Source organism: Moorena sp. (assembly GCF_982860115.1).
The window spans coordinates 1-15,279 of record NZ_CEYLVT010000183.1 but is presented as its reverse complement, the minus strand read 5'-3'; the positions used below and the strand labels follow the sequence as shown (position 1 = coordinate 15,279).

15 protein-coding genes are annotated in these 15,279 nt (G+C 43.8%); 5 read left to right on the top strand and 10 right to left on the bottom strand.

Going from position 1 to position 15,279, the window contains the following annotated elements; translation table 11 throughout:
* Positions 1-445: 445 nt before the first annotated feature.
* Positions 446-1,123: a TraB/TrbI/VirB10 family type IV secretion system protein gene (locus AC4II3_RS24550; protein ID WP_488012134.1), complete on the bottom strand. Its 678-nt coding sequence runs from the start codon at positions 1,121-1,123 to the stop codon at positions 446-448.
* Positions 1,124-1,497: 374 nt separating this feature from the next.
* Between AC4II3_RS24550 and AC4II3_RS24545 the strand changes: the two genes are divergently transcribed.
* The 3 genes from AC4II3_RS24545 to AC4II3_RS24535 all read left to right on the top strand — a co-directional run bounded on the left by AC4II3_RS24545 (position 1,498) and on the right by AC4II3_RS24535 (position 5,625).
* Entirely contained in the window at positions 1,498-2,691 is a 1,194-nt protein-coding gene (locus tag AC4II3_RS24545) for an AI-2E family transporter (RefSeq protein ID WP_488012136.1), read from the top strand.
* A 213-nt stretch (positions 2,692-2,904) separates the two neighbouring features.
* Positions 2,905-4,332 (top strand): RNA-guided endonuclease InsQ/TnpB family protein, encoded by a 1,428-nt coding sequence (locus AC4II3_RS24540; protein ID WP_488012138.1) that lies wholly within the window; start codon positions 2,905-2,907, stop codon positions 4,330-4,332.
* Positions 4,333-4,425: 93 nt separating this feature from the next.
* Complete coding sequence (locus AC4II3_RS24535) at positions 4,426-5,625, top strand: homocysteine biosynthesis protein (protein ID WP_488012140.1); 1,200 nt, start codon at positions 4,426-4,428, stop codon at positions 5,623-5,625.
* Positions 5,626-5,698: 73 nt separating this feature from the next.
* On the opposite strand, the gene AC4II3_RS24530 is transcribed toward AC4II3_RS24535, so the two are convergent.
* The 9 genes from AC4II3_RS24530 to AC4II3_RS24490 form a co-directional block, all read right to left on the bottom strand.
* Positions 5,699-6,454, bottom strand: a complete 756-nt coding sequence (locus tag AC4II3_RS24530; protein WP_488012142.1) for a cysteine dioxygenase family protein — start codon at positions 6,452-6,454, stop codon at positions 5,699-5,701.
* Positions 6,455-6,988: 534 nt separating this feature from the next.
* Positions 6,989-7,555 (bottom strand): N-acetyltransferase family protein, encoded by a 567-nt coding sequence (locus AC4II3_RS24525; protein ID WP_488012144.1) that lies wholly within the window; start codon positions 7,553-7,555, stop codon positions 6,989-6,991.
* A 71-nt stretch (positions 7,556-7,626) separates the two neighbouring features.
* Entirely contained in the window at positions 7,627-8,664 is a 1,038-nt protein-coding gene (locus AC4II3_RS24520) for an ATP-grasp domain-containing protein (RefSeq protein WP_488012146.1), read from the bottom strand.
* A gap of 218 nt (positions 8,665-8,882) precedes the next feature.
* Complete coding sequence (locus AC4II3_RS24515; RefSeq protein WP_488012148.1) at positions 8,883-9,866, bottom strand: DMT family transporter; 984 nt, start codon at positions 9,864-9,866, stop codon at positions 8,883-8,885.
* A gap of 236 nt (positions 9,867-10,102) precedes the next feature.
* Complete coding sequence (locus AC4II3_RS24510; RefSeq protein WP_488012150.1) at positions 10,103-10,876, bottom strand: hypothetical protein; 774 nt, start codon at positions 10,874-10,876, stop codon at positions 10,103-10,105.
* Entirely contained in the window at positions 10,873-11,922 is a 1,050-nt protein-coding gene (locus tag AC4II3_RS24505) for a Rieske 2Fe-2S domain-containing protein (RefSeq protein ID WP_488012152.1), read from the bottom strand. The genes AC4II3_RS24510 and AC4II3_RS24505 overlap by 4 nt, the downstream gene beginning before the upstream one ends.
* 112 nt (positions 11,923-12,034) lie before the next feature.
* Entirely contained in the window at positions 12,035-12,553 is a 519-nt protein-coding gene (locus tag AC4II3_RS24500; RefSeq protein ID WP_488012154.1) for a hypothetical protein, read from the bottom strand.
* A gap of 12 nt (positions 12,554-12,565) precedes the next feature.
* Positions 12,566-12,835, bottom strand: coding sequence for a hypothetical protein (locus AC4II3_RS24495; protein ID WP_071106024.1), 270 nt, complete (start codon positions 12,833-12,835; stop codon positions 12,566-12,568).
* A gap of 294 nt (positions 12,836-13,129) precedes the next feature.
* Positions 13,130-13,576, bottom strand: a complete 447-nt coding sequence (locus tag AC4II3_RS24490) for a YraN family protein (protein WP_488012156.1) — start codon at positions 13,574-13,576, stop codon at positions 13,130-13,132.
* Between the two features lie 42 nt (positions 13,577-13,618).
* On the opposite strand from AC4II3_RS24490, the gene AC4II3_RS24485 reads away from it, so the two are divergent.
* Positions 13,619-13,966 (top strand): hypothetical protein, encoded by a 348-nt coding sequence (locus AC4II3_RS24485; RefSeq protein ID WP_488012158.1) that lies wholly within the window; start codon positions 13,619-13,621, stop codon positions 13,964-13,966.
* A 233-nt stretch (positions 13,967-14,199) separates the two neighbouring features.
* Positions 14,200-14,565 (top strand): YtxH domain-containing protein, encoded by a 366-nt coding sequence (locus tag AC4II3_RS24480; RefSeq protein ID WP_293080106.1) that lies wholly within the window; start codon positions 14,200-14,202, stop codon positions 14,563-14,565.
* The last annotated feature ends 714 nt before the right edge of the window (positions 14,566-15,279 follow it).

Below are 15,279 nucleotides of genomic sequence, written 5' to 3'. Positions count from 1 at the left end.
ACTATTTTTGGACAAGATTCATCTTACCACTCCCACACTTCCTTGATGCACTACCAGCGAACGCCAGCATTTCAATTGTAAAGGTGTAAAAATCAGGTAGAGAATGGGAAAGATAAAATATCTTATCTCATGCTTCTGTTTTGTCTAAACAAACATTATTCTAAACAAACATTGGAATCCGTGTTACTAAACTACTGAATACCAAGATAGTACTCCAGATAAGGCGGCGATAAAGACCCATTAGCTTAGCTATCCTGACGACCTGGTGACTAACTAGTTAATAGTAATAGATAATAAGAGATAAATATTAAGGTGACAGTAATTTTTGGTTAAGGATGAATTATCAAGAAGGATGTTCCCCTGATAGCTTTACCGTCGGGTAGGATGAATGATTAATTATCAAGTCAAGGATGAAGGGTGAAGGGTTCATCCTTCATCCTTAAAATTAGCGATTGTCAATGTTAAGGACTAAATCAGACTTCAAGGTTATATCTAAATCTGTGTCAGGGTCGATGACAACTACTTCTACGTCTTCCTGACCTCCTGCAAGGAGAAGCTCTGTAACCAAACCGAGTCCAGCACCAGCTAAAACTTCCCAAAACTCAAGCTTACCAAAGATTTCCGAGAGTACAGCCCCCGCAGCTGCACCAATCGCAGCACCTTTGAGCAAATCGGGATCAGTGTTTTTGGTAATAGTTTCAGTTTTGGTGACAACCTCGGAGGTCGCATCAAGGGATAAGGATTGATCACTATCCCTGAGAATCAACTCTTCGGCGACAAACTGAGAACCTCCTTGAACTGGACGCACTTCCCCTTCAATCTCACTACCTGCTGGAATTAGGAGGGTTCCTGAAAAGGAGACTACATCTCTAGCTACTATCAGCGTTATCGGTAGAGTTTCATTACGAGTGACAATGACTCTCTTGGCGTCGTCGGATTCAACTGGTATCAAAGTCCCAGCAGGAATGATGACTTGGGTAAATTGAGCCAACTGTGGCTCGATGTAGAATCTAGACTGGGCATTAGCTTGAGTCGCTATCAACATTGGTAACGCCACAGTTGAAGTGATCCCCAATGCGGTGAGTAGAGCGATTCTGGACTGCCAACGATGGGAAATAAACATTAAATATATCTTCCTTGAGGATGAGTACAAGCGATTAATTAGACTAATAACAGGGTAGTTATGTTTCCCAAGGTGAGCATGAACTATGGGAGCATGAAAGCAAGCGTACGCTAATTAATCAAAATTCACCGGCAGCATAGCCCACCTACACCCACCCGACCTTTAAACCTGCTTGTCACCCCATCACCCCATCACCCCCATCTTCTTCTTCCAGAGCGTTCGCGTAGCGTAGCCCTTCGGGCTAATCGCATCCTGTCTGTTTTAGAACCTCATTTAAAATCTAAAATCTCTAGCATTAGGGTAAGATCAGGTTTTTAAGCCCCATAGAATTAAAATTAGGTCTGGGACTGCTATAGCTACTGCGAGGTTTCACCATGAGTCTAGGCACATGGATTGGTCTACTTGCCTTTATCCTTTCGTTATACATCCTGTGGCAAATCCGTAAAGTACTGCTGCTGATATTTACTGCTGTGGTACTTGCCAATGCCTTAAATATCTTGGTGGAAAAATTCCGCCGGGCTGGCATCAAACGGCTTTTTGCTGTCCTGCTGTCAATTCTTCTGATGGTTGCTCTGGCTGTAGGGTTTTACTGGCTAATTGTTCCACCCTTTGCCGACCAAGTCCTAGAGTTAACTGATCAGGTTCCTAGAGGTATAGAAAAATTAGGTCAGTGGTTGGAGGTGTTGTCAGCGCGTCTTCCCCAAGATCTGATTACTTTCCCCGAGATCCAAATAGATCAGCTAATTCAACAGCTACAACCGTTACTTAATCAGTTATTGGGTGGTGGATTCTCCATTGCCTTTAACTCTTTGGCTGTCGTAGCCCAAGTTTTGCTGGTATTAGTTTTGACTATCATGCTACTGGCTGACCCCAAGGCTTATCGTCAAAGCTTTATACGACTTTTCCCATCTTTCTATCGCCGTCGAGTTGATGAAATTTTGACTCTATGTGATCACTCTTTACGGGGGTGGTTAGTAGGCATTCTCGTTAACATTGCTGCCATTTCTGGCTTAAGTTTTGTGGGTTTGGTCATCCTACAAGTGGAACTGGCACTGGCACAGGCGGCTTTGGCAGGTGTCTTGACATTTATCCCCAATATTGGCCCTGGATTGAGTGTAGTCCCACCGATTGCGATCGCTCTACTAGATGCACCCTGGAAAGCGATCGCTGTTTTAATTCTCTACATTGTTATTCAGCAGGTGGAAAGTAATTTGCTGACTCCCCTGGTGATGAAGCAACAGGTATCCCTGCTACCAGCAGTAACCCTTTTGGCTCAGGTATTTTTCGCGACATTCTTTGGTTTTTTAGGTTTACTGTTAGCTTTACCATTAACCGTAGTTGGTCAGGTTTGGCTAAAAGAAGTTTTAATTAAAGATATCCTCGATCAATGGAAAACTAGTCCGATATCCATCAGAGATACCCAGACCCCAAAAGAAACCGTTGCGATCGCATCACCCAATCCTGATTTAGCCAGTCCAACTACATCAAAGGATTTCCAGGATAGGACTGAATCGGACAATCACCCCAAATCCAAGAAATCCGATCAGATAGATAAGGAGGAAGAGTAAACCTTCATCAGCCTTCAGTCGTTACAACTCAAGCTATGGATTGTGACAACTGCGTATTATAACTGAGGCTGACGGAGGTAAGCTAAGATACCAAAATATCCGGGACCGTGATAGCCCCTTCTTTTTAAGGAGGGGTGGAAACGCGACGGGACGGGTTTTAACCCGCCGTATCCATTCAAATAAGTTATAATAGAAACAAGGAGGTGATAGCAAATGTACAAAACAATTTCAGTAAGAGCAAAATTTTCAGAGGAAGAAAAGGCTTTTTGGTTGTTTCAATGCGAACAAGCTAACAGCCTATGGAATTGTGCTGTTTATTACTCCAAGCAGAAGCATTATAGTTGGCTAGAGCAGCAACCCGAGGCTTTCACTACTTATTGGCGCGGTGATGAGTTAAGATACGGCTGGAAGACCTATAAGTGCGCACTTAAGTACGCCGAGTTATGTAAGGAGCTGAAAAGCAATCCTCACTACAAGGCAATGGCGGCTCAATCAGCTCAGCAAAGTCTCAAAACTGTAGCCGAATCAATTGCTAGTTACAACCAGTTGGTCGGTCTCTATTATAAAGGTCAAGTTGATCAACCTAAATTACTCAGGTACCGCAAGAAAGGTGGGCTAGCACCTGTCACTTTTCCTCGTCAGCCGCTTAAGTATAAAAATGGATTGTTTTACCCTCCGATTAGCAAAGAGTCTAAAGCAGAGTTACTTACTGAAATTGCCTTAGATCCACCAGACTTTATAGATCCAGATTGGGTTAAAGAAGTGACTATCCGTCCGTACTTAGGACAACTCTGGATCGATTGGGTGATCTCGGATGGGAAGCAGCCGATAGAAAATAATCCAAACCTAGACTATTCCCAGGCATGGAGTTTTGATCACGGCGGTGATAACTGGCTGACTGGTGTTTCGACCCATGGGAAAAGCCTGATTATTGATGGTCGAAAGCTTAAGTCTTTGAACCAGGGTTATGCCAGGCTAGTTGCTAAGTACAAAGCCGGGAAGCCCGATTTTTATTGGGATGCGAACTTAGATTCGCCGAAGGCGACGCTACGCGAACGAGTTCAACGGAAGCGCAACAACCAAATTCGGGATGCCATTAACAAGGCTGCTCGATTTATTGTTAATCGGTGTCTTCAGGATTCGGCAAAGCCGACGCTACGCGAACGGATTGGCAACTTAATAATTGGGTGGAATGAAGGTCATAAAAATTCCTTAAATATGGGGAAGCGGGGCAATCAAAACTTCGTATTTATCCCCACAAAAAGGTTAATTGAAAGACTAAAAAACCTTGCCTTTGAATATGGAATAAAGTTAACAATCACCGAGGAAGCGTACACCAGTAAAGCGTCTTACCTTGACGACGACAGCCTCCCAAAACATGGTGAGAAACCCAAAGGATGGACACCGTCGGGAAAACGGGTAAAGCGTGGAATGTACAAAACTTCTTTTGGACACCTGGTAAATGCGGATTGCAATGGTGCCGCAAATATAGCTAGGAAAGTAGCCACACAGTTAGGTCTCGACCTTACCAAGGTGGGTAGAGGGAGCTTGACACTCCCACATCGATATGATCTGTTCAAATCTCTGTCTAGATCATATCGAACAAGATGTGGAGCGGCACGGTTTCAACCTGCCGCGTAACAACCTTATAGAATCCCCCGTGTTTCAACCGGGGGAGATGTCAACACTGGCAAGTGATATTTTGGAAAACCTTTCTCCCCATTCCCAATCCCTATGCGAACCATTGCTCAAATTAATGACAAAATCGAGGGTAACTGTGCCGTAGTGTGGACAGTCGAAGAATTAAAAGCACGGGTGGCAGAAATCGGTGTCACTCAGGCGGCGAAAGAAGTAGACATCATTACTACCGGTACCTTTGAGCAGATGGAGTCTTCCGGAGCAATCATGAATTTGGGACATACTGACCCACCCGTGAAAATACGGAAATGTTGGTTAGATGGAGTTCCAGCTTACACTGGCTTCGGAGCAGTGGATTTGTTTTTGGGAGCAACTCAAGTTGTTGACTACCCAGATAACCGTGAGATTCCAGATATGGAAGAACACAGGCAAAGGGGTGGTGGTCATGTCATTGAAGACCTGATTGCTGGGAAACCCGTCCACCTCCAAGCCCTCGGACAAGTGACAGATTGTTATCCCAGAGGCTCCTTTGAGACCACGATCACTAAGGATAGGATTAATCAGTTTTACTTATTCAATCCCCGCAATCTGTATCAAAACTTCATAGTAGGGGTGAATGGAGGCGATCGCCCCTTGTATACTTATCTGGGTTTGCTGCAGCCCAAACTCTCCAATGCAGTTTACTCTAACCCAGGAGCAATCTCACCCCTAATCAATGATCCGGAACTGAAGCTAGTGGGTATTGGCACGCGGATTTTTATGGGTGGAGGTATTGGCTATATTGCTTGGGAAGGGACCCAACACTTCCCACTGCAAAAACGCCTTCCCAATCAGACACCTATAGGACCAGCAGCAACTCTAGCTTTAATTGGAGATGCCAAGCAAATGAATCCCAAATGGGTACGGGGTTGTTACTTTAAAAATTATGGCCCCTCTCTGATGCTGGGTGTGGGCGTACCAATGCCAGTACTGAATGAAGAAGTAGTGCAACGTTGTGCTGTACAAGATCAAGACATTGTTGCACCAGTGGTAGATTTTGCCATTCCTAGACGGGTGCGTCCAACCTTTGGGTTAGTCAGCTACGCTCAGCTGAAGTCTGGTCGGATCACTATTGATGGTAAATTAGTGCGTGTAGCTCCTCTTGCTAGTATTTTCCTCTCCCGGCAAGTTGCTATGGAACTAAAGCAATGGATTGAGAGTGGCAAATTTACCCTAACTGAACCAGTAGCACCAATTCCAATGGACCGCTCATTTCTACCTCAAGACCTATGGGGTTCACAAATTAGTTTGGATTGATTTCATTGGTCATTTTAAAATTGAAAACTGAAAATTGAAAAGTAATACTTAGCAATTACCAATTATCTTTAGCTTACTTAAGCTGTGAAATTTGCTCATCTAAAATAGCTAATTTTGAGCGGAGTAGAGGATTGTCCTGTACTGCAAGGATTTGACAAATGCGATCGCGCATTTTTTCGTGGTGTCTGAGCGTGGTCTCAGCATCTGCTTGTAAGCCGTAGTGCCGTTTTTTAATTTGTGTCTCTGGCAAGCAGAAGAACACCCCTCCATCAGTTCGTTGAATGCTGCCTTCAAGCAGGTCAAAGATGCGTGCGTTGCTAGTGATCGAGCCCTTGGAGTTTTCGGTCCCGTATATATGAAGGCTAAAAAAGCAGGATTCTCCAGGGTTGCCCATCTGGTGAATCATATCGTCAGCTACCGCTTTTACCTCTCCTGAGCTAAAGTCCAGCCGCTTCAGGGTTTGCAGCACTCCATCTGTTAAGGTATACACGTAGTGTTCCGCCTCCCCAAAGCACTGTACTGCTCCCCATTGGGCTACGCCGTGGTCATGAATGGTGCTGTAGTCTCCTGGAGCCCAAGACATAACCATAATTTCAAAGGAATCGCACTCGTACACTAGCTTTCGACCGTAGCTGTCGGTGATGGGATGATTAAAGTCAGCCCATCCTATCAAGTCTTCCGGTGAGATGCGTGCATCCAAAATGCACTGACGAGCAATTTTCGGTACCAATACCGACTGACTTTGGATATTACTAATTAAGCGCTGGATACTCTCGGGAAGACTTTGGTCCCATACAGAAGTCTTCATGCCAGTAATAATCTGAATCATTTTTCCATCCTCTAATTGTTAAAAAAACTTGGTTCTCTGAAAATGGAGACTTAAAAATTTAAAATTCACAAAATGGGATTAACCATCCTAGAATGGATTAACCGCAATAAGGGATTAACCGAAATGTATACTATTACTAGGTAAGGAAATGGTGTTAGGGTAATGGTGTTAGAGTTTACTATTCAAAGCCTAATCCCTAATACTTAATCCCTCATCCCTAGATTTACCTAACTAAAAATTCCTCACTGGTTGACTTTACTGTATAGACCTTAAAGCTCTAGGCTGAGATAACGCTGATAAATTCCTCACTATCCTCTGAAAAATATTGAGAACTATCTCAGCTTATTTTTATTCAGGACAAATGATGATTATTCCTCATATCATCAAAGATTTCGTCAAGCTATAGCAAGCCTGATTGAAACGAGAAAGAAATCGCTGCACCTCTTCGACGTCTTTCCCATCTTCCCATCCGTTACATCCGCTCGAACTATCGGTGGCAAGCTCCTCCCATGCTCACAACTATGAAACAGATTGCTATAATTCAGGACAGTAAGGTAGGATATGGGACAAAACAAGCTGCATAATAACAATGTCGTGCCAGCGTCCCTTGAAAAACCCAATTTCTTTTTGAACACCTACAACTTCAAATCCAAATCGCTTGTGAAATTCAATACTACCTTGATTGCAGGCAAGAATTTTAGCAACGACATGGTGATAGCAAAACTCCTCAACTTTCTTGAGCAATGCTGTTTGTAAAATACTGCCGTAACCCTTACCAGTTTCCCCTAAAGAAAAATAAATCGAAATCTCGCAGCAAACACGGTAGCCTAAGCGAGGGCTATAGCGCTTGATGACACCCCACCCAATCACACAGCTTTCTCGTTCTGCAACCAGTATGGTTTCGCGATCGCCAAACTTATTAGCGAGTCCTTCCATGTCCTCAGCAGTATAAAATTGGCAATCCATCGTACTGTTGCCTGCAGCGATAGACTCGTTATAGATAGATGCAATTGCTTGGAAATCAGTATCTTTATATTGCCTTATCAGAATGTTGGGATGCTCTGATAAATCTGCACAGAAATTCTCTTGTTTAGTTGACATTTTTCTGCACTTATTTTTTTGCCCGTAATTATTTGCTCTCTCTCAAGTATAATTTAGAGAAATAAAAACTCCTAATCTTCAACCAGACACAACGATAGCTTTTTTCTCGGCTTTCGAGAAAACTCAATCATCCAGGTGAACAATCGCTCCATTATCGATTGGTTGGTTAACATTTCTAATCTAGCAAAGCCACCAATATTTCCTCCATTGATTTCGCTAATGCACCAGTTACCCTCATCATTCATCAAAAAGTCATATCCCAAGGTATGTATACCCCGACAGCGATAGTGTTCAAAGGTGGCATCAATTGCTTCTTTTTCTTCAGAGCTGATATCTGATAAGAAACATTCTCCATCTACGCTGACATTATGTACCCAATGACCACTTTTCGAGCGACGGATATAGGCACCGTAAATTTCACCATCTACCACAACAATCCGCTTGTCTCCCACATCAACTCGCTGCAAGTATTGCACAAATTGTAGTGGTTTGCCTGTGGAACCTTTCAGATAATTCATCACCTCGGAAAAGTGACTAAACTCCCTGGTACCTGTAAAGGGATTATCCACTAAGAAATTACCGTTGTGATACCAAATTTTAAAAACTCCTCTACCACCACAACTATTATATCGCTTAGCCACAATAACTTGGTGCTTTTCCAAAAAAGCCAATCCTTCCATCCAGCTACCGGTTACTATCATGTCTGGTGTAAATTTACTGGCTACTTTGAGGAAGAATTCTTGCTGAATTTGCTCATAAATTCCCGTAGGACTGTTGACAAATTTTACAAAATATTCCCACAATCGTAGTCTATCTAGATATCCTTCAGGAAAAGGCTTTAAGGTACGACAAAATACCAAGTCAAACTCTTCTAGCGATCGCCAATCCCGAACTTTTGAATCTAATTCGAGAAAGGTAGTGTAAGGTAGTATTCCCTTCACCGGAGCTACCTGAATCGATTCAGTATTTGCTCCTTCGGTGAAGACGCCCTCCGTAGGGATGTGGAAAAATTCAAATCGTTCGTCTACGGCTAGCCGTTGGTAAAAAATGGGTATGTCCAGTAACGGACTAGAGTATCGAGAAGGATTGCAAATGGAAAGTAATTTCATCTTACATTACTTCTGACATTACTGATTAATTTACTTAAGTTAGAAGCTGATTAAACTCTACCTTGCTAACTCTTTTATACTCCTTTTATATAAAAAATAATATTGATGAGGTACACCAATTTTTGTCCCTACGGAAAGCGCACCGCTCCCTACTCCCTAACCACTCCTAGTAACTACCTCACTGTAACTACCTCACTGAATTGATAACTGCTATCTACTTACATAGAAGATGCAGAACTTTCTCCTCTAGCTGCAATTTCCTGTATCGGTTGGGGCTGTTGTTTACTAAAGTTAGTGATCGACACTCCAATCATGATCACAATAAATGCTATTACTTGCATGAGTGAAGGGCGTTCTCCATTGAGAACTAGCGCATAAACTATCCCAAATACGGGGGATAATACAGTCCACTTACCCACCGTCTTGGAGTCTAGCTTTTCGAGGGCAGCGTACCAGAGAAATTGGGTAATCACGATGATAATTAGCGCATAGATCCCCATCACCATCCAAAGCTGACCTGAAAAGACATCTCCAAAATGAGACGGACCAAATAAATAACTAGCGATCGCAAAAAATATTACAGCTGATATAAAGTTACGGCTGAAGACAATTACCGACAAACTCTTGTTTTTAGAAAGGGTCAACTTGCCGATAATCGAAGTAACTGCATACAAAAACGTTGAGGCCAGGATTAAAAGGTCTCCCTGATTGATTTGATAATTACTGCTTTTGAAAACAATAGCAAGAACACCAACGCCAATCAGAGAAAAGCCAATCCATTCCCATTTCAGAATACGCTTGCCAAAGAAAATTGCTCCTGCCAGAGCATAGAGTACCGGACCAAATCGCCCCAATAAGACCGCATTAGTGACAGTAGTTTCTTGTAGTCCCAGGAAAATCAGTGCAGAAAGTAATGCTGCTAAACAACCATTAATAAACAATCCCAGAAGCAGCTTTACATTCAGCTTTCGGAGTTCATTTAGAATAGGAATCGCTCCAAAAAAAGCCACCACGGCCAAAGACGCACAGAGATTGCCAACAAACAGAACGTTACAAAACGATATTGGTGTTTCCTTCCCACCACTGAGCATACTAGCGTTGGCAATTAGGAAAGCAATCACCGAGGGTCGCAATGCTGCCAGGGCCCGGGAGACAACTAGCAGCAATTTGGGATTAAGGTTATTGATACTATTGGCAATCATTTCCGTTCTTCAGGAAGAGTGGTGTATCCTTTCCTAGTAAAGCATTAGTCCAGTAATCATAGGAATGGGTAAATCAATGACTAGGTAACACCTAAAAGGGAGGGGATAGGGATACCTAAATCTATCCTTTTCTGTTAATACATATTTAAGATAATTTGTCAAATCCTATACAAGCGTGGGGAATCCGAGGAGTGTCGGTAATTCCGTTACCCATCCGTTGCCCATCATCCCCAGCTTTACTGAGTTACCAGCTCATAATTTTCCGGGTCAGCTTTGAGAACAAACATATCCCCATATTGAACTACTTCCCCAGTGATGCGGATAGGGTCAGCTACCTTATCCAAAATCCGGGAGTTAATCGCCTGGTTTTGCCGATCTACTAGGAGCAGATAAAGATTATCCCCCTGCTGATTGTAAACTAAGAACACTGGAGGAACGCCACCACTGATGCAGCGAATGGCACAGGAGCGATGGGTTTTAGTTTGTCCTGGTTTCATCACCCCGGGGTAGCATTTACTGTCTAAAATCTCTCCTAATAGGGAGAACTCACCCAGAGATTTACCCGCATCCGGTTTTACTGCTCCGGAGGGAGGGTCAATTGCCTCTGCAGAGCGAGCGGCTATTACCGTCAGGTTGTTGCGATAAACTGGACTACCGGTTAGCTTGACCCACTTTCCCACTTGATCCAAGACGCTGGACTTGGGTGAGCTTTTTCCCGGACCCGTGAGCAAGTAGCGAGAGTAGGCGGCTTCGGAGGAGGTATCCCCTGGACGGGGTACCAGCAAGTGAGGAACAGGTTGTCCTAACAGCAACCCTTCAAACTCTTGAGGCTTATTGACCTTTCCAGAATTAAACTGGTCATGAATTAAGGGGAAGACAGCGGCTATAGTCAGAATCACCAGGGCTAGCACGGGAATCAATATCAACAGAAACCGTTTGATACCGGTAGGCACCTTACCATAACCGATATAAAATTCATCGGTGTTTTGACCTTCGCTGTTGGTAGTCATGTCTGTTCCTCCATGGCAATTACAGCAGGACTAACGCTGGTACCAGGAAGGTTCGGTATAGTTTTCACCAAAATGCGATCGCCCTCTAATTTAATATCAAACGTAGGGATTTTTTCTGTAAACGGTGGCGGGGAAGCACCATTTTCTGGCAGATACTGGTAGCCGTGCCATGGACAGGTGATGCAGCCATCCACAATTTTTCCCTCCCCTAGAGGGCCATTCTGATGCTGACAGACGTTGGAAACAGCAGAAATTTTACCGTCATACTTAAAAATTGCCACCCGCTCGCCCCCGAGAGTGACTATCTTAGCTCGATTTTCCGGGATTTCTGCGATGCTGCCCGCATCCACAAATTCTTCGTTTCCTGTAACAAGGTCCTGATTGTCCCGCCCGAACTCCCGAATCCCTGCTGCCAAATGCACTCCCACAATCCACACTAGTCCAACACCAACAGCAAGGGTCAGAACTGGATGGGTGTTAGTTTGCAGTGCTCCTAGCAGGACATGACCTGTCAGTAGTCCGTAGGCAAGATAAACACTCATATGTAAACCTTTCCAAACCGGAGCAGTTAGGTTAGCCAGCCAGAAATCGTGGCTAGTGGCTGCCATTAGGAACAAGATCACCAGGGGAACAAATCCCAAAACCTGGAAGGGAAAGCGAATAAAGGTAAGATAGTTAGTATTGCTCAAAAACAGACTAACCAAAGGTTCGAGATTGCCGAAGTCGTGGTACCATTGCAGGCCAAACCGGGTGTGCTGGAGAGCCAAGAAGAACATCGTAACCCCCATATGACGCCGATTGTAGAGCAGGGGATAGAATTTTGGACTCAGGCGAGTTAGCGGACCAATGGATAAGATCACATGCAACAGGATGAAAGCAGCTGAGCCAAAGGCGCGAATCCTGACTCCCCTGATGTCGATGTTGCTATCGAACCACTGGGTAACATTGATGAAAAGAACAATATAAAGGGCAACTAGGCTCAGAAGAATAGCATCGTAAATAAACTTTTGGCGGTTCCACAGAACAGCTTTATAGGCAACACTCATTGTTTTACGAAAGGTTAATTGCTATTGCTCATTAGTGATTAGTGATTAGTCATTAGTAATTAGTCATTAGTAATTACTAACTATCAGTAAACCTTCGTTTATTTACTAAGCACTAATAACGATCAACTCTAGTCAGTTTAGCTGGCAATGGTAGAGCTGCAATCAGCTTCTGTTGCCCCTGGCTGTAGATCAGCAAATGTCCCGCTTTGCCTCGCACACTGGCAGGAAGCAAAAATTGTTTACGAGATAACCCGGCCAGATTGCCTAGCAGTATAGAGCGATCGCTAATTTCTGTGGGGGCTTCCTTAGTAGCTTCCCAATACAGCAAGGGATCCGGAACTTGGAGCAAAGAAAGAGACTTAAGTTCCATTACCAGTTTGCCTTGGTAATTGACAAAGGTTTCAACATGAAACCGAAATGTTCCATCCTTAACTTTAGTTGAGCCAATTGCCTTTCTGGCTTGGGGTTGGGTTTGTGTCACGAACCCTGCCTGTGTAAATAAGTTATTGGTAGCTACATCCACTGGTTCGTAACTAGGACGCAGTAAAATCCCTGCTAAGAAGCACACTGGTAGGACAACTGCTAGTACCACAAAGGAATAAAAGTGAGTTTTACGGCGAGCGAGAATCATGGCATTTCCCTTTCAGGTCAGTCGTTTGGCCGATATACGGTGAGCATTGCGTTCAGTCGGAAGAGTTTTGCCTCTCAACAGGCGAGTGGCAAACATCGGCCAGAAGGCAGTCACACCGGGAATGATCATAATGCGAAAGCCGATCGCCCATCCATGGACATTGGGATCCACCCGTTGCACGCCAAAGATGACGAAAGGAACCGCAAAAATCAAACCAGCGACCAGGTAGACGCGGAACAGTTTTATGATCCACTCGACAATAGCAATGGTGAGGCTTTCCATGTTTCTACTCTTGAGGAGTGATGGATATGATTCAGTTTATACCAAGCTATGACAATGGGTATCTGTTTCTTCTTTAAGATTAGGTAATACCAGAGAATCTGTCTGCCTGAAAAAATCGTATGTTTGTGACACTCCCATCTGGGAAGCCTCTCAAGGCTAGGTTTGTTGAGATAAAGAGCGCTCACTATTGCCTTGAAGCAAGTCCCGAAAAAATCAGGCAAAAGCCAGCCAAAAGGCAATTTTGACGATTAAAAACATGAGCTAGCAGCAAAACCCAACCCCCAAACCGAGTAGCTAATCAAAAGCTGACTGCATGTAGTGTTGTAGCATCAGCTTATATCCTGCCACCAATACCGGTTGAGCTAGTTCAACTATCTGACTTTCGATCTCTTGATCTGCGGTTGTAGACTGTAAAGGTTGGTTCAGGCACTGGCAACGGACAAGAGCAACATCAAATCGGCACGGTAAATTAGCTAAATCTGGATGTTTTGACAGAAATAACTCAGCTGTACGCCGGAGTTTAGCTTGCTTTTGTGGTGTAATTGCTAGGATACCATCGGCATCCCAATTCCCTCGACTGCGAGTTTTAACCTCGACAAAAGCCAATGCCACCGGGTTTCCTTTGGCAATTAGGTCAATCTCTCCCCATCGACAGCGCCAGCTATGGTTTAGGATGACCCAGCCTTGGCTTTGTAACCACCTAGCGACTAACTTTTCTCCCAGTTGTCCAACCTTAGCCATCTTATTATTAGTAAAGTCAATTGTATCACTGGTATATTGATTATGATACTTGTAATCGTTATAAACATTGTGCTCTCCCTGTTGTGTCTATACATTGCTTGCCAAGTGTGGCGATTGGGACAGTGGCTTTCATCTATCGCTAATCGGTTGGAAAGGGTTGAACGCCGTATCTATAAAAATTTATATAGTGCTCCCAAGGCAATTGTTATTGGGCAAGTAGGTATTCATGGTTTGAGAGAGCAGTATCAAAAATTACAGCTTCAGCTACACACACTCAAGCAAATTTTTCTACTGTTGGGTATGCTTCAAAGAATTGGAGGATTTAGGTGGCGCTTTAGTTATAAACCTACTAGCAAGAACAGCTTAGTGCCTCAAGAGCGATCGCACTAGTATCGGGTTGTGACTAGTATCGGGTTGTAGTATTCCCAGCATAGCGCTCACCAAGCCCAAGGGGCAACTGAGATCACCCTCACCGTACCTATTGTAAGAAACCCCACACTCCTACCCTACTAACTACTGATCAATTATCAAGCTACTTGTAGGATAATAAACCAAAACCATTTACTATAAAAGTTTTATCCATCCCATTTATCTAAAACTGTTGGAGGAACACAAATCAAAAGATGTCAAAAAAAAGTGCTGGAGCATTTATCGGTGGCATGCTATTGGGTAGTGCCGTAGGAACAGTGGTAGGGTTACTAATTGCCCCCCGTACTGGTCGCGATACACGCAAGCTCTTGAAAAAATCGGCGGATGCCTTACCCGAATTAGCCGAAGATCTTTCTAGCAGTGTGCAACTACAGGCAGATCGCCTTTCCGATTCCACACTGCGTAACTGGGATGATACCCTAGCTCGACTAAAGGTAGCGATCGCAGCAGGTCTTGAAGCTTCTGTTCCTGAAAAAGGTTCTGTCCCTGAAAGCGTAGAGCCTCAAAAGTCCGAGTCGGCAGTTGCCGCAGAGTCAAACTCGTCCGCTAATCAACATTAGCTTTAGGCATCCCGGACGGGGGGAAGAAAGTCTACTTCTTGTTTTGGTGTTGCCGATTGGCCAGATGTCATGGGTTTTTTATTACTTCCCCATCTTCACCATCTTCCCCATTTTGCCCATCTTCCCCATCTTCCCCTTCTCCATAAATTATCTCCCTACAAGGGCAACGCCCTGTTTTTGTGTCAGTTAGCCGAGTCGGGAAGATCGGAAATGGAAAAATTTATCCTATGCTGCAAGTATTAGCCAATAATATCACTAAACGTTGTCAAATACGTTGTCAAATGTCACGAAAACTGATACCATAAAATTGATGAGAGCTGATTTGCAAACGGAGCTATAAACATTGCGGTGCAAGGCTTTCAGTAATTCGGCCTGTTGTTGACCACTGTTACCTGAAATCCATATCTGTCAAGGGATTTGAGCTCTTAATATTTACTTTATAAATTAGCTCTGAAAGTTTGGGCGAGCTTAATGGTGTTTTATCAAGACTTCAAGCTGGCTAGTCTGTTAAGTTTACATAAGCTTAATTACTGAAGGCGAGGGAGAGTATTAATCTAGATTATCAATATAGTCTTTCCGATTTTCCATTCCCAGTTACTGAATCATACCACAGGTTAACCTGTAGAATAAATCAACGGTCATCACCCCTCTCCCCCATAGCTGACGGGGTGACAAACAGCCTTAAAAGCTTTACGGGGTGTGGGGTGTGGGGTG